This is a genomic window from Aestuarium zhoushanense (assembly GCF_056431045.1).
In genome coordinates this window covers 196,548-215,293 of the sequence record NZ_JBWKMA010000004.1, presented here as the reverse complement: position 1 = coordinate 215,293, position 18,746 = coordinate 196,548, and the positions used below count along the sequence as shown (strand labels likewise).

Here is an 18,746-nt window from a genome sequence, read left to right as displayed (position 1 = left end):
ATGACATCGAAACCAAAACGTCGCTTGCGCTGCGCCATCTACACCCGCAAATCGAGCGAGGAAGGTCTTGAGCAGGAGTTCAACTCGCTTCATGCACAGCGGGAAGCCTGTGAGGCTTACATTGCAAGCCAGCGCTCCGAAGGCTGGGCCTTGGTGCGCGATAAATATGATGATGGTGGCATATCCGGCGGCACCTTGGAACGCCCAGGCCTCCAGCAGTTGCTAACTGACATTGAGGACGGATTGGTCGATGTGGTCGTTGTTTACAAAATCGACCGCCTCAGCCGTTCGCTCATGGATTTTTCTAAGCTGGTCGAAGTCTTTGACCGGAACGGCGTAACTTTTGTCTCCGTCACCCAGTCGTTCAATACGACCACCTCCATGGGACGGTTGACGTTGAACATCCTACTGAGCTTCGCCCAGTTCGAACGGGAGGTCACTGCCGAACGTATTCGCGACAAGGTAAAAGCCTCGCGCATGAAAGGCATGTGGATGGGCGGCTATGTGCCTCTCGGCTATGATGTCGTCGACCGCAAACTGGTGGTAAATGAAGAGGAAGCTGCCAAGGTACGAGAGATTTACCACCGTTTTGTTGAGATTGGCTCTGCTACAGTTTTGGCGCGCCAACTACGCGCCGAAGGTCTCCATACGAAGCAGGGCACCCTCGCAGACAAAGGTTATATCTACCGGATCCTAAACAACCGGGTCTACCGAGGAGAAGCCGTTCATAAAGGCCAATCATACCCAGGTGAGCACGAGGCAATCATTGACCTCCGGCTTTGGGAACAGGTTCATGACATTCTACAAGAAAGCCCTCGAAAGCGGGCCAACAACAGTCGGACGCAAACGCCTGCGCTGCTCAAGGGATTGCTCTTCACCGCCACAGGCGCAGCCATGACCCCCTCCAGCACAAAGAAAGGTTCACGAAGATATCGATATTACGTTTCCATGGATCTTCTGAGAAACCGAGAAGCGCCTGAGGACGGCATCCCACGCCGTTTACCAGCAGACACCGTTGAAGCGGCTGTCATCACTGAAATGCGCCGAGTATTGCGAACACCTGAGACCACGGCTCAAGTCATTGCAACGTTGGACCGAGACGACATACCTGAAGCTGAAGTCATTTCCGCGTTGCAAGAGTTTCAGCAGTTATGGGAGCAACTCTTTCCAAGCGAGCAGGCACGCATCATTCAGTTGCTTGTCCAGCGCGTCACGGTGATTGCTGATGGCCTAGCTATCGACCTTCGCACCGACGGAATTGCCGGCGTGATGCGTGAATTAATGACGCCACGCAAATCAGAGGCAGCCGAATAATGAGTACGGAAGATACCATTCAAGTGTTCGTTCCACTCAAGGTACGAAGGAAAAATGGGCGGCCAAAGATCTTGCCGCCTACAGATTACCACCCCAGCGAGGAGCACACTCAAGATCCGCACATCTTGCGCGCCATCGGTCGAGCATGGGGGTGGAGGCGGCGGATGGAGGCTGGAGAGTTTGCGACGATACAGGAACTGGCGGAGGCCGTCGGACTTGCCGAACGGCACGTCAGCCGCCAGTTACGGCTTGCCTATCTGGCGCCGGAGGTTCTCAAGCGGCTGACATGCGGGCGCGAGGCGTCATCAGTTAGCTTATATGATCTGTGCTTTCTGGCGGGGGAGGCTTGGCATAAGCAAGTGTGGCGGGCATTTGCGAGCGACTGAGTCATCAATCAATCTGGTTTTTCATCAGAAATGAACCCTATTTTTTTTAGCACTCGATCGATTGCGGTGACTATTCTCTGTTGCCAACCTTGCCACTTGGTTGGGTTTTTCAATGACCAGAAAGACGCAATGGTAACTACGACACCACCTAATGCCATCTTAGCAGCGAAGCTGATTGAGTCCTGAGTTCCTTGAACGAACCATAGATCTGGTATCAGAGAGCCTGCAACCAGACCTACAAATCCTACGGAACCGGAAATGATCAGACCAATACGGGGGCTGGTGTAAACGAGAACCAGGGTCAATGGGACCAATACGATTAGCGCACTTAAGAATTTTACTACTAAAAAGATAACAAACAAACCCAGAACAACGATAACTACATGCTCCAATTTAATACCTTCTTCGTCACTCATCGCCTCATCTCCGATTCTAGCTTCATTATTTTTATGAATGAACTTCTTGTAGCACAACCGCGAAGCACCCCGCACAACCACGCCGCCTTCGAGTGTCTCCGTTTGCTTTGATAGCAGTCGAACCGGCCTCAACTACGGCGCAAGCCATTTTTGGCAAGCACCTGAAAAGGCGAACCTTTTTGTATGCGTCTCGATTTGGGTGAAGGGCGGGCGGAAAGAGACACGGGGCGTTCAGAGACCGATTTCGGCAGAAACGCTAGTCTCCGAAAGTCGGGTGGCTTCGCTAAACCTCTTTGAACCAAAAAGAAAAAAGGCCCCGCTAGGGACCTCATCTCGGGTTCGCAATGTGTAAGTGGCGGAAGCGGTGGGATTCGAACCCACGGTACGGTTCCCCGCACGCTAGTTTTCAAGACTAGAGCCTTAAACCACTCGGCCACACTTCCTGCGCCTGCGGTGACTAACGGCATGCTTTTGATTCTGGAAGCTAAAAACCAATGTTCGGAAAACCGCCGACCTTTGGCGCTGAAGGCTTTAAAACGTGGTGGCGCAACGCTATGGTGTTAACGACGAGAGCAGAACGCACTAAAACAGGTGCAGCGGCATATCCGCATAATGATAGGGGCAACATAATGTCGGGCAAAATTTCGTGGGTTGTGGCAGGCCTTCTTGCAACGACCGTTCTGACAGGCTGTGACAGCAACGGCCAATTCCAATTCCCACAGTTGGGCGGCGCGGCCTCGACCGAGCAAGCAAGCCCAAGCGTGCAGCTGGTAGAGCGCGACGTTGAAGCCCCCGAAGTGTTCCAAGTCACTGATAACGGCCTGTGGGACGGGCGTCCGTCCTTGGGCGGTGTTTGGGTGGCGCATCCTGATGTCGTTGACCCAGAGCGCGTGATTATTCGCAACACAGAAAACGGAAAATTCGTGATTGGCGCCCTGTTCCGCCGTGAACGCGAACAGCCTGGTCCTGCGTTGCAAGTGTCCTCTGACACGGCTGCGGCATTGGGTATGCTGGCTGGCGCACCTGCATCACTGCAAGTGACCGCGCTCCGCCGCGAAGAAGCTCCGGTTGAGGCCCCCGCCCCAATTTCGAACTTCGATGAAACGGCGATTGCGGGCGAAGAGGTTCAGACCACGTCGCTTGACCCGATTGCGAATGCTGAGGCGGCGATCTCTGCGGCTGAAGCGGAACAAGTGGCGACAGCCGCTCTTGCGCCGCAAGCAGCGGTCGCGACATCGGCCCTAACGAAACCCTATATTCAGATCGGTATCTTCTCGATCCAATCGAACGCGGACCGCACGGCTGAGATCTTGAATGGGAATGGCATCACCACGACCATTCTTGCCCAAGAAAGCCAAGGCCGCCCATTCTGGCGGGTCGTTGTTGGCCCTGCGCAGAGCTCGGCTGAACGGTCTGACCTTCTTTCGCGCGTAAAAGGCCTTGGATATGCTGATGCCTACGCTGTGACCAATTAAACGAAACGGATTGCTTTAAGATGATCATCCGCCTTTTGACAGCATGCCTTCTGGCCCTGACCGCAACGTTTGCCGCCGCGCAATCGTTCGAAACCAATGCCCGTGCTGCCTATGTCTATGACATGACGACAGGCACGGTCCTGTTGGAAAAAAATGCGGACACGCCACTGCCCCCGGCGTCAATGTCGAAGCTGATGACACTTTACCTCGCGTTTGAGGCCATAGCAGACGGACGACTGTCGCCCGACGACGAACTGCTCGTGTCTGAACACGCGATGAGCTACCAAGGGTCGTCGATGTTCCTGCGCAGCGGTGAGCGTGTCCGCGTCGAAGATCTGATCCGCGGCGTGATTATCCTGTCGGGCAACGACGCAAGCGCAGTTCTGGCGGAAAACCTGTCGCCTGATGGTACCGAGGCTGGCTTTGCCCGCATGATGACCTCGCGTGCCCAAGATCTGGGAATGATGCATTCCACCTTCGCCAACTCGAACGGCTGGCCTGACCCGAACCAGCGTATGTCTGTGCGCGATCTTGGTATCCTCGCTCAACGCCTAATCACCGATTTCCCAACATACTACCCGATTTTCGCAGAGGAAGAGTTCCTCTTTGACGGTCGCGTTCCGTCGAACAGCCAGAACCGCAACCCGATCCTTGGCCTTGGCCTCGGAGCCGATGGGATGAAAACTGGCCACACCCAAGAAGCAGGCTATGGCCTCGTTGGTTCTGCAAAACAGGGTGACCGTCGCGTTGTATTCGTGGTCACGGGGCTCGACAGTGCAGCCGCTCGCGCCGAAGAGGGGCAGCGCATCCTGAACTGGTCCTTTCGTCAATTTGCCCAGAAAAATGTGATCGAAACAGGCACCCGCGTCGCAGAAGCCAGCGTATGGATGGGGCAAGCACCAACCGTTGGACTGACCGTTGCCGAGGACGTATCGATGCTCGTGCCAATCCTGAGCGGGGATAGCATCGACGGTGAAGTTGTTTTCAACGCTCCGATTGAGGTGCCGATTGCCGCTGGCCAAAACTTGGGCGAGTTGATCATTCGCTTTGATGATCTTCCAGAGCGTCGCATCCCGCTCGTCGCTGAAGCTGACGTTCCTGTTGGTGGGTTTGCGATCCGTATGCGCACCGCCGTGATGGTTCTGTTGGACAAAGTCATGAGCAACGCCGATACGGCAACAACAGACGATAATGCCTGAGGCGATAATGACCCGCGGACAACTCATTACCTTTGAAGGGATCGACGGGTCCGGCAAATCTACTCAGGCCAAGATGTTGGCTGAACGGCTGCGTGCCAAGGGCCACGATGTGATCCACACGCGTGAACCTGGCGGCAGCGTCGGCGCCGAAGAAATCCGTCAACTTATCCTGACAGGCGACACCGATCGCTGGTCCCCTGAAACGGAAATCTTGCTGTTCACTGCGGCTCGCCGTGATCATTTGGAAAAGACCATTCGCCCCGCACTTGAGGCGGGAAAGATTGTTGTCTGTGACCGCTTCGCGGACAGCACCCGTATTTATCAGGGTGCGACCCGTGGCGATCTGCGGGCGAAAGTCGATCAGCTTCACGACCTGATGATCGGTCAAGAGCCTGACCTCACCTTTATCATCGATATGGATCCTGCAATCGCTCTGGCGCGTGGATTGGCCCGCCCCGATGCAGAGGCCCGTTTTGAGGATTTCGGCCTCTCGTTCCAAGAAACCGTTCGTCACGGGTTCCTTTCGATTGCACGTGCGCACTCTGACCGCTGTGTCGTAGTCGAAGGCAATCGCACAGCAGATGAAGTCGCTGCAGAAGTCCTCGCCATTTTTGAGGATCGCGCATGAGCGATGACCTCCCCGAACCAGATCGGATCGAGGGTGCACCCCACCCGCGTGAAACCGAAACCCTGTTCGGTCAAGAGCAAGCAGAAGCCGCGTTCTTAGAAGCCTATAATTCGGGTCGCCTCCATTCGGGGTGGCTGATCACAGGGCCCAAAGGCATCGGCAAAGCGACCCTCGCCTACAAAATCGCTGCGTTTTTGCTCACCGAACAACCCGCCGACGATGGCCTCTTTGGTGACGCGCCCCCCGCCCCGACATCACTGTCGATCAGTGCCGATCATCCCGACATGGCGCTGATCCGTGCAGGCAGTCATCCGCGGCTTTCGATCGTGCGGCGTCCAGTGGATGAAAAGACAGGCAAACTGCGCACTGAGATCACCGCTGACCCTGTGCGGGACCTGAAAAAGTTCTTTCACATGTCCGCCGCTGACGGTGGTCGCCGCGTGGTGATCGTGGACGTGGCCGATGAGATGAACGTCACAGCCGCGAACTCGATCCTCAAAGAACTCGAAGAGCCGCCAGCACGCACAACGCTCCTGCTGCTCGCCCACCAGCCTTCGCGGCTGTTGCCGACAATTCGGTCGCGTTGCCGCGAACTGCGGTGCAAGCCCTTGTCCCCTGCCGACGTCGCGCAAGCCTTGGCTCAGGCCGACGTTCACGTGGACGAAACAGAAGCGCTCGCCACCTTGTCAGGCGGCTCTGTTGGCGAAGCGATCCGTTTGATGAACCACGACGGGCTGCAGATGTATCACGATCTGGTGCATATGTTCGACAAACTGCCGAACGTTGATCGCACGGCCGCTTTGAAGCTCGCGGAAAGCTGCGCCGGTAAAGGGGCCGAGGCGCGGTTCCCGATGGCGCTCGACTTGATCGATCTATTGCTTGCACGTGCGGCACGGACAGGCCTCGTCGGTGAACCCAGCACCCAAGGTGCGATGGGCGAAGCACGCCTCTTGGCACGGATCGCGCCGCATGACCTCGCTGCGCGTCGATGGGCAGAACTACAGCAGGAACTGTCGCTCAAGGTGCGCCGTGGTCGGGCGGTGAACCTTGACCCTGCCGCGCTCATCCTTGATATGGTTTTCAGGATCGAAGAAACGGCCCGCTCCGTGGCCGCAGACTGAGGCAGATATGTCCCCCAAAGCCCAAATCGTTGATAGCCACTGCCACCTCGACTTCCCCGATTTCGACGAGGAACGCGATGACGTGATCGCCCGCGCGATTGAGGCTGGCGTGACACGCATGGTGACGATCTGCACCAAACTGCACAACGAACCCAAGGTCCGCGCCATTGCAGAGGCCCATCCCGAAGTCTTTTACGCCGTGGGCATTCACCCGATGAGCGTTGAGGCACAGCCTCTTGTCACGGTCGATCAACTGGTTGGCTATGCTTCACATCCAAAAATGGTCGGTATTGGCGAAACAGGTCTGGACTACCACTACACGCCCGACAGCGCCGAACTGCAAAAACAGTCGCTACGCATCCACATTGACGCCGCCCGCGAAACAGGTTTGCCGCTGATCATCCACGCCCGCAATGCGGACGAAGATATGGCGCAAATCCTGCGTGAAGGCATGGATAACGGCGCCTACACTTGCGTCATGCATTGCTTTAGCTCTGGTCCAGAACTGGCCCGCGCTGCGCTGGATATGGGGTTCTATCTGTCGATGTCTGGCATCGCGACCTTCCCCAAATCCCAAGAGGTCAGGGACATCTTCGCATCCGCCCCGCTCGATCGAATTTTGGTGGAAACGGACAGCCCTTACCTCGCGCCCAAACCATTCCGCGGCAAACGCAACGAACCAGGTTATACGATCCACACGGCGCAAGTCGGCGCGGACGTGTTCGGCGTTTCCTATGAGGACTTCGCCCAAGCGACGACCGCGAACTTTGATCGCCTGTTCACAAAGGCGAAACTCTGATGGCTCGGCTTGAGGTTACAATTCTCGGCTGTGGATCGTCGGGCGGTGTGCCGCGCATTGGCGGCATCTGGGGGGATTGTGACCCCACCAATCCCAAGAACCGCCGCCGTCGCTGTTCGATCATCGTCACCCGCTGGGATGGCGACAATGCGACCCGCGTGTTGATCGACACTGGCCCCGATATGAAAGACCAACTGGTCGATGCGGGCGTTGGAGAGCTTGACGGCGTGGTCTTTACCCATGCACACGCCGACCACATGCATGGCCTCGATGATGTGCGTCAGATCGTTTTCAATACGGGTAAACGGTTGCAGGTCTGGGCCGATGGCGACACGTCAGAGAGCCTTCTGTCGCGCTTTGGCTACGCCTTTGTGCAGCCCAAAGGATCGCCCTACCCGCCGATCTGTGAGTTGAACATGATCGATGGCCCCGTGACCATTTCTGGCGCGGGCGGTGATGTCACGCTGAACCCGTTCAGGGTCAACCACGGTTCTATCGATGCGCTTGGGTTCAGGATCAACGATGTCGCCTATCTGCCCGATGTGGCCTACCTCTACGACGAGGCTTGGGACCATCTGAATGACCTCGACTGCTGGATCGTCGACGCCCTGCGTCGCACGCCTCACCCGACCCATTCGCATCTGGAACAAACGCTCCAATGGATTGAACGGGTCGCGCCAAAACAGGCCGTGTTGACGAACATGCATGTCGACCTTGACTACGAAACGGTTGCGGCGGAAACGCCAAACCATATCATGCCTGCTTATGACGGCATGACATTGTCGTTCGACATCTAACTTTTCCGTCTCGGAAGGCTCCCTCATGTCTGCTTTGCTACAGGTGGTTTTACCTGTCTTTATCGTCATTGCCTTTGGCTATGTCGCCGCGTGGCGCGGTTGGTTCAAGGCCGAGGCCGTGGACGCGCTCATGACCTTTGCCCAAGGGTTCGCGATCCCCATGCTGTTGTTCCGGTCGATGATGAACCTCGACCTTTCGGGATCGTTTGATGCCGCGCTCTGGGCGTCGTTCTATGTGGGGGCGCTGACGGGTTTTGGCGTCGGCATCCTCGGTGCACGATTCATTTTCCACCGCACATGGGAAGAAGCCATTGCGATTGGTTTCGTCGGTCTGTTTTCGAACTCGCTCCTGCTGGGCCTGCCGATCACAGAGCGTGCTTATGGGGTCGATGCCCTATCGGCCAACTTTGCGATTATCGCGATCCACTCACCGTTCTGCTACGCCGTTGGCATTACTGCGATGGAGATCGTCAAAAATCGCGGCGGGTCTATCGCGCAACTCCCCGCAAAGGTGCTCCGCGCGATGTTCCGCAACATGCTGATCATCGGGATCATTTGCGGTGTGATCGTGAACCTGTCTGGCTTTACGCTTCCGTCTGCCCTGACCGAAGCAATCGACCTCATGGTTCGCGCGGCGCTTCCGACGGCTCTGTTTGGTTTGGGTGGCATCTTGTTCCGCTATCGTCCAGACGGCGACCTTCCCACGGTGGGCTTTATCATCACCGTGTCGCTTATCGTGCACCCTCTCGTCGTCTGGGGCATGGGCAAGATGCTGGGGCTGCCGCTTTCGTCATTCCGCTCTGCCGTCGTGACCTCTGCGATGGCACCCGGAGTCAACGCCTTTCACTTTGCCAACATGTATGGCCAAGCACGGCGGGTGGCTGCGTCAGCGGTTCTTCTGGGAACGGCGGTATCGATACTGACGGCCTCGTTCTGGCTAGTCCTTCTCCCATAAAAAAGGGCGGCCAAGCGGCCGCCCTTTTCAATTCAATTCCGCGAAACCTTAGCCCGGTGACATACCGCGCAGGCGTTCGGACCGACGACGCAGCAGTTCCAGCGTGGTCAGCAGCATGATCGACAGCACCACAAGGATCGTTGCAACAGCGAGGATCGTCGGGCTGATCTGCTCGCGCAGGCCGATGAACATCTGCCACGGCAGCGTCTTTTGCTGAGCCGAACCCACGAAGAGCACAACCACCACTTCGTCGAAGGAGGTGATGAAGGCGAACAACGCGCCAGAGATCACACCCGGCAAGATGAGCGGCATCTGAACACGGAAGAACGTGGTCACAGGGTTCGCACCCATCATCGCAGAAGCGCGGGTCAGCGAGCGGTCGAAGCCCACCAGCGTCGCGGTCACAGTGATGATGACGAACGGGATACCCAGAGCCGCGTGAGCGAGGATAACACCAGCCCGTGTGCCTGTCAGCGTGAACGGCAGGTAAACTTTGCCGTAGAACGGAACAGGGATGTAAGGGTTCGAGTAGAAGAAATACATGCCCGTCGCCGAGATGATCAACGGAACGATCATTGGCGAAATCATCACCGCCATAATCGCCCGACGACCCGGAACGTGGCTCTGCGACAGACCGATAGCAGCCAGCGTGCCGAGGCTTACAGACACGAGGGTCGCAATCGGTGCGATCTGCAGAGAGTTCTTCAGCGCCAACTGCCAGTCGGAGTTGCTGAAGAAGTCGTTGTAGTGCTTCAACGAATACCCAGCCGGATCAAGGCGCAGCATTTCAGGCGTGAACGTAAAGAAGTCCTGCGCGTTGAAAGACAGCGGGATAATCACGAGGATCGGTGCGATCAGGAAGAAAAAGATCAGTCCACAAATCGTCCGGTAGCTGTAGTGCCACACCCGTTGAGCGGTGCTTGCATATGCGGGAAGTGCCATTGTGATCAGCCTCCGAGTTTCACGTTATCAATGCCAACGATACGGTCGTAGAGCCAGTAGAGCGCAAGCACGAGGATGAGCAGGATAGAGCCAAGAGCCGCTGCCAAACCCCAGTTCAAAGAGCTGGAGATGTGGTATGCGATCCGGTTCGAGATGAAGACACCTTTGGTGCCGCCAACCAGCTCGGGGGTGATATAGTAGCCGATGGACAGGATGAACACGAGGATCGAACCAGCGCCAATACCCGGAACCGAGTTCGGGAAGTAGACGCGCCAGAAGGCAGTCCAGTCATTCGCACCCATCGATTTCGCAGCGCGAACATAGGACGGGCTGATCGTTTTCATCACCGAATAGAGCGGCAGGATCATGAACGGCAACAGGATGTGGGTCATCGCAATGATGGTACCTGTTGCGTTGTTGATCAGCTCAAGCCGGTTGTCGTCAGCAATAATGTGAAGCCAAACGAGGATATCGTTGATCACACCTTGGTTCTGCAGCAGAACCTTCCATGCCGAGGTCCGCACCAGAAGCGAGGTCCAGAATGGCAGCAGAACGAGGATCATCAGGACGTTCGCGCTCCGCAGTGGCAGGTTTGCCAGAAGGAATGCAATCGGGTAGCCGAGCAGGATGCACGACCCAGTAATGACGATCGACAGAATGATCGTGCGGACAAACAGTGTAATGTAGATACGCTCGTCTTCAGGGCGCTGCGTCACGCCTTCGCCAGACAGCTGCATGTCGACCGAGTTTAGGAAGTAGCCGCTGGTGTAGTCACCGCCATAGGTTTTGATCGTCGACCAAACCGCAGGATCGGCCCAGCCGTCATTCGCGTCGATGAACTGCTCACGAAGGGACACAGGCTCCCATGCAGTCACGTCGACCGACGGCATAGACGCGACCGAAGCTCCGTCCAGCAAGTCATTGTAAAGACCAGTATAAACGAAATCTGCAGGGACTTCTTCGGATGGAACATCGTTGTTCAGATCGACAACAATCTTGGACCATGCATCATAAGCGTCCGCCGTCTGCGGGAGTGCCGCGCGCACCGCATCATCCGCCATCCATGCAGCCCATTGTGCAGGATCAGCATATGCAGCGTCGGCCGCGGTGAATTGTTCAGTGTAGGACTCCGTTTCAAACTTACCAACCTTGCGGCCAGTGGAACGGAACAGAGACGAGATACCAGTCAGTTCATAGTTCAGGCGCGAACCAAGACGAGTGTGGCTCTTGTATTCTTCGGCAATCGCAAAGTCGGTGTAGAACGCGGCAAAGACGTCTTCGCCCGGCGCTTCGTCCGAAGTTGCATCCCAATCGTCAAGTGCAACGATTGTACGCGGGATCGTATCCGGCACGATATCGTTCTCTACAGACCGCAAAAGCATGTCGAAGATGGGAGCGATGAAGCTCAAGAGAATAAAGAGAAGTAGAGGTGCAATAAGCATCAACGCCCGTACCTTTTGGCGGCGGAGTGCTTTGTGCAAACTTTTTTTGAGGCTCTGGCCGTCAGCTGTCGTCAGCTTACCGGCGTCGGTGGTCGCGTCAGTCATAAAATGGTCCCGTCCCGAGTGACCACGGCCCGCGATTGGGGCCGTGGCATTTTTTTGTCTGGCCCTGACAGCAGGGCCAAACTAGGTCCGATTACTGGGCGAGCCAGGCTTGGAACTTAGCGTCCAGATCGTCACGGTAGTCAGCCCAGAAGTCGTACTGGGTGACAAAGACGTTCTTGGAGTTGTTCGGATCGGTCGGCATGTGCGGAGCCATAGGAATACCCAGCTCAGCGTGGTTACCTACGAGCGGAGCGGACGATGCACGAGCCGGACCGTAGGAGATGTATGCAGCCTGATCAGCCAGACGCTGGGTGTCGGTTGCGTAGGATACGAAGTCCAGAACGCGTGCCAGACGATCTTCCGGCAGACCAGCTGGGATTACCCAACCGTCGAAGTCGAGCATCTGAGCGTCCCAGAGCATGCCGATCGGCTGGCCCTGTTCTGCGATCGCAGAGAACAGACGACCGTTGTAGGTCGAACCCATTACGATTTCGCCGTCAGCGAGGAGCTGCGGAGTTTCAGCAGCAGCCGACCACCAGATCACGTCGTTTTTGATGGTGTCGAGTTTTGCGAACGCTTGGTCCTGACCTTCCGGAGTTGCGAGAACGTCATAGATGTCGTCTTTTGCAACGCCGTCACAGAGCAGAGCCCATTCCATGTTTGCCAGCGGGCGCTTGTTCAGTGCGCGCTTGCCCGGGTAGGTTTCGGTGTCAAAGATCGCACAGATCGAGTCTGGTGCGTTGTCGCCAACCATGTCTGCGCGGTAGCCAACAGTGGTCGAGAACACGATCTGCGGGATGAAGCAGTCAGAGATGATCGAGTCGCCGAAGTCTTCGGACGCGGTGGAACCGTCGTTACCAGCAGCGAGCATGGCGTCGTGGTCGATTTCCATCGCCAGACCTTCGTCGCAAAGACGGATAGCGTCAGCAGCTTCTACGTCAACGAGGTCCCAAGTGATGTTGCCCGACTCGTTCATCGCGCGGAGTTTCGCAACGGCTTCAGCCGAGGATTCGTCCCAAACGATGTTTACGCCAGCGTTCGCAGCCATATAGGGCTCCGAGTAAGCTTTGGTCTGCGATGCTTGGTAAGCGCCGCCCCAGCTAACAAGGGTCATATCCGAAGCCATGTGTGCGTCTGCAAATGCAGCGCCAGCAGCAACGGTAAGAGCCGAAGTAGCAAGAAGTGTCTTAGTAAGTTTCATACTATTCTCCCGTGGTTTCCCGGTGATTTGATTTTGCAGGGGCCCGCCCGGGTGGGGCCTCCCGCATTCATTAATCACGAACTCAAGCGTCGAGTGCGTGACAATCCTCTGGCAACCAGCCGATGTCGATCATCGCGCCGGGCTGCAAACGTACCTGATCAGGTGCGTTACGTGTTTTGATAACGAAATCATCATGACCAGCAACGCGCAAGCGTGTGCGGAAGATGTCGCCCATGTAGATAAACTCCAAAACCTCAGCTTTGAGGGTATGGGCATCTGGGGACAGACGGTCCTTGTTGATCTCGACACGCTCTGGGCGGATCGACACCTTGGTGCGATCGCCAACATTTTTCACGTTAACTGGCTTTGCGTCGATCAAATCGCCGCCATCCAGCTGGACGAGGCACTTGCCGTTGCCGATTTCCTTAACGACGCCAGTGAGCGTGTTATTTTCACCGATGAATTGCGCAACAAAGCTGTTCTGTGGCGATTCATAGAGTTGGTCCGGCGGCGCAAGCTGCTGAATACGGCCATCGTCGAACACGGCAACGCGGTCAGACATGGTCAGCGCTTCGGTTTGGTCGTGGGTCACGTAAACGGTCGTAATCCCCAGTTCGTGCGCAAGGCGCGTGATTTCGAACTGCATGTGTTCGCGGAGCTGTTTATCCAACGCGCCAAGCGGTTCGTCCATGAGAACCAGTTCTGGCTGGAACACGAGAGCACGTGCAAGTGCGATACGCTGCTGCTGACCACCAGAGAGCTGGGCCGGGCGACGGCCACCAAAACGACCCATCTGAACCATATCGAGCGCGCGCTGCACTTTCTCTTCACGCTCCGACTTGCCGATTTTGCGAACCTCAAGCGGGAAAGCGAGGTTTTCAGCAACCGTCATGTGGGGGAAGAGCGCATAGTTCTGGAACACCATCCCGATACCACGTTTGTGCGGAGGGATATTGTTGATCGAGACGCCGCCGATACGGATGTCACCGTGAGTTGCGGTTTCAAACCCTGCCAACATCATAAGACACGTGGTCTTACCAGACCCTGACGGTCCAAGCATGGTAAGGAACTCGCCTTTCGGCATGCTCAGGTTGAGATCTTTAACGACGAGCGTCTCGCCATCATAACTTTTCTGCACGCGTTCGAATTCTACGAACGCGCTGTCCGTTGCGCTTGAAGCCAAAACGGCACTCCCTGATATCTACAGCGGTTTGCCCGCCCGTTTGTAAGGAGAACTATTCCCGTCCACTTTCGATATTGCAACCAGTTAGGTTGTTTTTACCCATCACATTCCTAAATTCCCGACAAATGACTTTAGTTTGCGCAAACATCAGTCAAATAAACTTTGGTTTCGGGGCCCTTCAGGAAAAATTCGTTCTAGCTTGCCTAACGTCAAGCGACTGTCCTTCATAGATGCGACAAAGCCATGTCGCTAATAGATTCTGGAAGGTCGCGGAACTTCGCTACTGGTCGCGCAGTTTGCCCATAGCCCGTTTCGGCTCCGAGTCGACCTAATTCTGGGAACAAACGTAGCACCTCAAACACCGACTCACGCTCAAGCGCGGTTAATCCCCAAGGTCCAGGATAGAAGCTCTCCGACGCAATTCCGTTGCCGTAGATGATCTGGTGTTTCTCGAACATGAGATGCACGTAGGTCACCTTTTTCACACCCTGAGCCACCCGAACCTTCCCGCCCTTGAGCCGAGCGAGGTGCTTTGCCCGCACAAGTGCATCGGAACCACCGCGTTCTTCGGTCTTCGTGAACACTCCATGTTGGGGAGACACGAGTAGTCCTCGGTCGCCGCCCAATATCGACGCATCAAGGCGGATAGGCCTCAGGTCTGGTGAGGCGTCTAATTCATCCGATGACAAATGCCGCGATCCACACCACACAATGGGCTGCGGTCCATTGTCTCGGGTGACAACGATATCACCAACGCGGAGGTTCTCGACAGGCACCTCGCCTTTCGGCGTCAAAATCATTGTGCCTGCGGTGAAACATGGGATGCCGATCTTGAACAGCTCAGGCCCAGTGTCAATCAGAGATGGCGCAATGCCGGTAAGGATCAATTGCTCCCCGTTCGGGAACATCAGCTTTGCATTCCCAGAGCCATCGTCGATAACCGTTACATCAACAGTTCGGATCGAGTTGCCGGTTGCGTTCGTTAGGTTGCTGACGTCGAGCTGATCGTTGGTGCGACCATCAAAATTGCTGTCGCCAAGGTCAAAATCCCCGATGTAATCCAAACCAGACGAGACGACGAAAACGTCATTACCCGTCCCACCGAACAAAACATCGTTTCCATCACCACCGGCGAGGATGTCATCACCATCATCGCCTTGAAGCCAGTCGTCGCCGACCTCACCGTAAAGCGTGTCATTCCCGCTTTCGCCGTAAACGGTGTCGTTTCCAGTTCCGCCATAGAACGTATCACCATCTTGACCGAGCCAAGCTGTATCGTTCCCTGCACCACCATAAACGGTATCGGCACCGCTCAGTTGGGTGCCACTGACATCGTCAATAACGTCGTTGCCATCACCACCATAAACGAGGTCATTCCCTTCCCCGTAATAAATGGTGTCGTCGCCCGACCCGCCGTCAATAGTATCATCGCCGCCTTGTGCAATGATGGTGTCATTGCCGATCCCGCCATAAAGCGTGTCACCATAAGTGTTGGAGCCAACCATGGTGTTAAACTGCGATGACTCGTAGGTTTGACTAACGAGCGTACTGTAGCTGACACCGTCGGTATTGGAGGCCGAGACCAGCTCATAGGTCACACCTGGCGTCATTTGCTTGTCAGCAAGAGTGCCGACCCAAACGCCTCCAACCTCTACCGTGTAAAGCCGAACTTCAGAGCCATCGGGCGCCCGAAACACATAGACATCTTCTAGGTAGGATCTGCCGCTTGCGACAACATTCCCCGAAGGATCGCGCAAAGTGAGCGTTTGCTTGTAGCCGTCGTCACCAACTTCGTCGTTATTACGGTCACCACCAAAAAGCGTATCTGAGGTTTCGATCAACAACAGCAAATCGGCGTCGTCGATGGAGAAGTTGTAACCATCGGTCGATGCAGACCAGTTCGGGTCCAAATGGATTGTTGACCCGACTGTGAAGGTGCTCCCCGTAAATCCGATCAGATCCGAGGTACCAAACCCTACTTTGGTGTAAATCGCCATTGGTTACTCCGTACAAACGCTGAACGGTGTAACGGCAGAAAACGCACCCGTTTAAGGGGCGCTTACTTAATGTAATCAACAATCTCAGGAGAGTAGTTGGTGCGGTCGAGAAGACTCGAACTTCCACGGGAGTTACCCCACAGCGACCTCAACGCTGCGCGTCTACCAATTCCGCCACGACCGCACTGTCTAGGCTTGGTGCGCGGTCTCTAGACCAACCACGCACCCACCTCAAGAGCAAAAATGAAGAAATCATGTCAGTCGTGCAAACAACTGTCGTGACACGAGGATACGGCCCACCAAAAATGCCCCTCCAGCGCCGATCACAACCCAGCCAATTTCGCGCGCATCGTTGAAAAACAAGCGGTTTACGATGCGTCCGGGCAAGAAATTGAACAAAGCCGCCACAAGGACACCATTCCAATAAAGACTTTGAAAAGTTTTCCGGTGGGCGCGAATATTTCCCTGATAAATGTAGCGCATCCCCACCCAAATCGACCAAATTGCCAGACATGACAGCAGGTGAATCGGGCTAAAGGGACCAATGACCGCATATGCGCGGATTCCAAAGGACGATAGCGCCGTGCAGAGCATCGCAATCACCCAAATATAGCCGATCCATTTGTGCAGCACGTCCCGCCGATCACGGTAAATCGCAACAGGTCCGAGGACGAGCGCGAGAGTGGCGGCGATGGCATGTATCTGAATAGTGGGTGAGGCTGCGAGGAATGGGGCGAACGACATTTGCTTCTCCTTTGGGAATGAGTTGTTTAGGTTGAAGCCGAACCAACCAAGCCGCTCAACGCGGGATACGTGAAAAGGCGTGAGACGACCGTGACCACACAGCCATCGCATTCTGCGCTTCGTGAATTGCGACGCCATTTAAGCCAACCTGTTACGGCGGCTGTGATTGTGGGCGTTGCTGTGGTCCTCACCGTGGTGGCTCCTTTCGGATCGGGAGAGACGATGCGGGCGCTCCCGCGCCTTGGCTACTGGCTGGTGATGATCGTCCTGACCTACGCGGGCGGCTATGGTGTCAGCGCATACTGCCGCGCCGCCATGCCAGGCCACTTTTCCCTGCCTCTCCGCTCTCTCGTCACGGCTGTGGCAAATGGTCTGACCATCATGGCGATCGTTCTTGCGGTGAACTGGGCGCTTATCGATTTTGTGCCGTCAGGTCAGGACGCCTATACCCTGCCCTTATCGGTCTTTGTTATCGGTGCGGTCGTAACCCTGATCCTACAGCTCGTCGCCAAACCATCGATAGAGCCCGTTGAGGCTCCCAGCCTCCCCCCGATCCTCTCGCGTCTGCCGATGGAAAAGCGCGGCGCATTGGTGGCGATTTCGGTCGAGGATCATTATGTCCGTATCCGAACCGATAAGGGCGAAGAGATGATTCTGATGCGTTTGGCAGATGCGATCAAAGAGGTGGGGCAGACCGCTGGCCTACAGGTGCATCGGTCCCATTGGGTTGCCACCGCCGCAGTCACATCGGCAAAACGAACGGGCGACCGCGCGATCCTGACGATGTCGCATGGCACGGATATTCCCGTCAGCCGAACCTACATCCCCGCAATTAAGGAGGCAGGGCTTTTGCCCGCATGAACCATGGTAGAATGGATCACCTCAACTGGATTGACCGACTATAACGAAGCCGTCGCCTTTATGGAGGCACGCGCCGAAGCCATTCACGCGGGCGAGGCTGAAGAAGCAATTTGGCTGGTCGAACATCCACCGCTCTACACGGCGGGCACCTCTGCGAAACCTGCGGACCTGCTCGAACCTGATCGGTTTCCAGTCTACGAGAGCAAACGTGGCGGTCAATATACATACCACGGCCCTGGTCAGCGCGTGGCCTATGTGATGCTCAACGTGGGGGAACGCGGGCGGGATGTGCGGTGCTTTGTGCGCGATATGGAACAGTGGATCATCGCAGCCCTCGCCGAATTCAACGTGCACGGCGAAATTCGTGATGGTCGCGTCGGTGTTTGGGTGCCTCGCCCTGACAAACCCCTCTTGCCCGATGGATCTGTTCGAGAAGACAAAATCGCGGCCCTTGGTGTTCGACTCAAGAAATGGGTGAGCTTCCACGGCCTGTCGATCAACGTAGAGCCCGACCTCAGCCACTTTGGCGGAATCGTGCCCTGCGGGATCACTCAGCACGGTGTCACGTCACTCGTTGATCTAGGACTTCCCGTGACCATGGAAGATGTCGACGTTGCGTTGATGTCGACGTTCGACCGTGTGGTAACACCGCGCTGCGCGGGTTAACGGCAGCGATCTAGCGCTTCTCGAATTTCCGAATAGAGCCGTTTGCGTTCGCTGACGGTGAGAAACGCCCCTATCTCTACCTCGCGGTCAGACTGGCCTTTCATCGTCAGGTATTCTGGCACAGGACCGCCAGTCGCATGGCGGGTCAAACGCACCCAATAGGGGTTGGCCTCCCAATTCTGGGTCGGCTTGCGCGGGTTGTGACGGGTGAGCGTGAGGTGATCGCTCCAGATCAATAGCTCTTCTAATATCTCGCCATCCCGATAACTACGCTGGAGCGCGGCCCACATCGCCCACGTGACGAGCAAGATAAACGGCAGCAGCCCCCACAGAACCGCCGTCCCAATGACCGCCAAAAGCGGTAGTGATAGCAACGACACCGTCCCCCCGACAAACCAGACGAACCCCGCTTTGGGCAGGCTTCGATAAGGCCAGAGGTGCAGTTCAGCCAAGGGCGCGTCGGCCTCTGGCACAGGGTCAATCCATTCGTAAGGCATGTGAGTTTTGCAGCTGTT

Annotated in this window: 19 protein-coding genes and 2 tRNA genes; 11 read left to right on the top strand and 10 right to left on the bottom strand. The window is 56.1% G+C overall.

The genetic code is table 11. The annotated features are described in order from the left end of the window. Together AC07ED_RS03355 and AC07ED_RS03350 are read left to right on the top strand one after the other, a co-directional pair. Entirely contained in the window at nucleotides 1-1,314 is a 1,314-nt protein-coding gene (locus AC07ED_RS03355) for a recombinase family protein (RefSeq protein ID WP_105236302.1), read from the top strand. Between the two features lie 164 nt (nucleotides 1,315-1,478). Further along, the gene (locus tag AC07ED_RS03350) at nucleotides 1,479-1,700 is read left to right on the top strand and encodes a hypothetical protein (RefSeq protein ID WP_245918119.1); all 222 of its coding nucleotides are present in this window, start codon (nucleotides 1,479-1,481) and stop codon (nucleotides 1,698-1,700) included. An 8-nt stretch (nucleotides 1,701-1,708) separates the two neighbouring features. Here AC07ED_RS03350 and AC07ED_RS03345 read toward each other — a convergent pair whose 3' ends face one another. Continuing rightward, on the bottom strand, nucleotides 1,709-2,116 hold the full coding sequence (locus tag AC07ED_RS03345; protein WP_158664486.1) for a hypothetical protein: 408 nt from the start codon (nucleotides 2,114-2,116) through the stop codon (nucleotides 1,709-1,711). A 353-nt stretch (nucleotides 2,117-2,469) separates the two neighbouring features. After that, nucleotides 2,470-2,559: transfer RNA gene (locus AC07ED_RS03340), tRNA-Ser, on the bottom strand. A gap of 186 nt (nucleotides 2,560-2,745) precedes the next feature. On the opposite strand from AC07ED_RS03340, the gene AC07ED_RS03335 reads away from it, so the two are divergent. From AC07ED_RS03335 to AC07ED_RS03305, 7 genes are read left to right on the top strand one after another with little or no spacing between them, the layout of a single operon-like run. Beyond that, nucleotides 2,746-3,591, top strand: a complete 846-nt coding sequence (locus AC07ED_RS03335) for an SPOR domain-containing protein (protein ID WP_105234557.1) — start codon at nucleotides 2,746-2,748, stop codon at nucleotides 3,589-3,591. A 20-nt stretch (nucleotides 3,592-3,611) separates the two neighbouring features. Continuing rightward, complete coding sequence (locus AC07ED_RS03330; protein WP_105234556.1) at nucleotides 3,612-4,790, top strand: D-alanyl-D-alanine carboxypeptidase family protein; 1,179 nt, start codon at nucleotides 3,612-3,614, stop codon at nucleotides 4,788-4,790. A 7-nt stretch (nucleotides 4,791-4,797) separates the two neighbouring features. Continuing rightward, a complete protein-coding gene (tmk, locus tag AC07ED_RS03325; RefSeq protein WP_105236301.1) occupies nucleotides 4,798-5,418 on the top strand; it encodes a dTMP kinase in 621 nt (206 codons plus the stop codon). Then, nucleotides 5,415-6,539 (top strand): DNA polymerase III subunit delta', encoded by a 1,125-nt coding sequence (locus AC07ED_RS03320; RefSeq protein ID WP_105234555.1) that lies wholly within the window; start codon nucleotides 5,415-5,417, stop codon nucleotides 6,537-6,539. The genes tmk and AC07ED_RS03320 overlap by 4 nt, the downstream gene beginning before the upstream one ends. 7 nt (nucleotides 6,540-6,546) lie before the next feature. Then, a complete protein-coding gene (locus AC07ED_RS03315) occupies nucleotides 6,547-7,338 on the top strand; it encodes a TatD family hydrolase (RefSeq protein WP_105234554.1) in 792 nt (263 codons plus the stop codon). Further along, a complete protein-coding gene (locus AC07ED_RS03310) occupies nucleotides 7,338-8,135 on the top strand; it encodes an MBL fold metallo-hydrolase (protein WP_105234553.1) in 798 nt (265 codons plus the stop codon). Before AC07ED_RS03315 ends, AC07ED_RS03310 begins: the two co-directional genes overlap by 1 nt. 25 nt (nucleotides 8,136-8,160) lie before the next feature. Beyond that, on the top strand, nucleotides 8,161-9,090 hold the full coding sequence (locus AC07ED_RS03305) for an AEC family transporter (RefSeq protein ID WP_105234552.1): 930 nt from the start codon (nucleotides 8,161-8,163) through the stop codon (nucleotides 9,088-9,090). A gap of 48 nt (nucleotides 9,091-9,138) precedes the next feature. Here AC07ED_RS03305 and AC07ED_RS03300 read toward each other — a convergent pair whose 3' ends face one another. The 7 genes from AC07ED_RS03300 to AC07ED_RS03270 form a co-directional block, all read right to left on the bottom strand. After that, nucleotides 9,139-10,032 carry an ABC transporter permease gene (locus tag AC07ED_RS03300; protein WP_067550953.1) on the bottom strand — a complete coding sequence of 298 codons (894 nt, stop codon included), beginning with the start codon at nucleotides 10,030-10,032 and terminating at the stop codon, nucleotides 9,139-9,141. 5 nt (nucleotides 10,033-10,037) lie between these two features. Then, nucleotides 10,038-11,579, bottom strand: a complete 1,542-nt coding sequence (locus AC07ED_RS03295) for an ABC transporter permease (RefSeq protein ID WP_105234551.1) — start codon at nucleotides 11,577-11,579, stop codon at nucleotides 10,038-10,040. Between the two features lie 91 nt (nucleotides 11,580-11,670). Then, nucleotides 11,671-12,780 (bottom strand): extracellular solute-binding protein, encoded by a 1,110-nt coding sequence (locus AC07ED_RS03290; protein WP_105234550.1) that lies wholly within the window; start codon nucleotides 12,778-12,780, stop codon nucleotides 11,671-11,673. An 82-nt stretch (nucleotides 12,781-12,862) separates the two neighbouring features. After that, the gene (locus AC07ED_RS03285; RefSeq protein ID WP_105234549.1) at nucleotides 12,863-13,963 is read right to left on the bottom strand and encodes an ABC transporter ATP-binding protein; all 1,101 of its coding nucleotides are present in this window, start codon (nucleotides 13,961-13,963) and stop codon (nucleotides 12,863-12,865) included. A 224-nt stretch (nucleotides 13,964-14,187) separates the two neighbouring features. Then, nucleotides 14,188-15,960 (bottom strand): Hint domain-containing protein, encoded by a 1,773-nt coding sequence (locus AC07ED_RS03280; RefSeq protein WP_105234548.1) that lies wholly within the window; start codon nucleotides 15,958-15,960, stop codon nucleotides 14,188-14,190. Nucleotides 15,961-16,057: 97 nt separating this feature from the next. Next, nucleotides 16,058-16,144: transfer RNA gene (locus AC07ED_RS03275), tRNA-Leu, on the bottom strand. Nucleotides 16,145-16,212: 68 nt separating this feature from the next. Next, entirely contained in the window at nucleotides 16,213-16,704 is a 492-nt protein-coding gene (locus AC07ED_RS03270) for a DUF2306 domain-containing protein (RefSeq protein WP_105234547.1), read from the bottom strand. Nucleotides 16,705-16,794: 90 nt separating this feature from the next. On the opposite strand from AC07ED_RS03270, the gene AC07ED_RS03265 reads away from it, so the two are divergent. Continuing rightward, nucleotides 16,795-17,565, top strand: a complete 771-nt coding sequence (locus tag AC07ED_RS03265; RefSeq protein ID WP_105234546.1) for a LytTR family DNA-binding domain-containing protein — start codon at nucleotides 16,795-16,797, stop codon at nucleotides 17,563-17,565. A 3-nt stretch (nucleotides 17,566-17,568) separates the two neighbouring features. Beyond that, on the top strand, nucleotides 17,569-18,231 hold the full coding sequence (gene lipB, locus AC07ED_RS03260) for a lipoyl(octanoyl) transferase LipB (RefSeq protein WP_105234545.1): 663 nt from the start codon (nucleotides 17,569-17,571) through the stop codon (nucleotides 18,229-18,231). Here lipB and AC07ED_RS03255 read toward each other — a convergent pair. After that, the gene (locus tag AC07ED_RS03255; RefSeq protein WP_105234544.1) at nucleotides 18,228-18,728 is read right to left on the bottom strand and encodes a DUF2244 domain-containing protein; all 501 of its coding nucleotides are present in this window, start codon (nucleotides 18,726-18,728) and stop codon (nucleotides 18,228-18,230) included. The two genes, lipB and AC07ED_RS03255, sit on opposite strands and share 4 nt — an antisense overlap. Nucleotides 18,729-18,746: the final 18 nt, after the last annotated feature.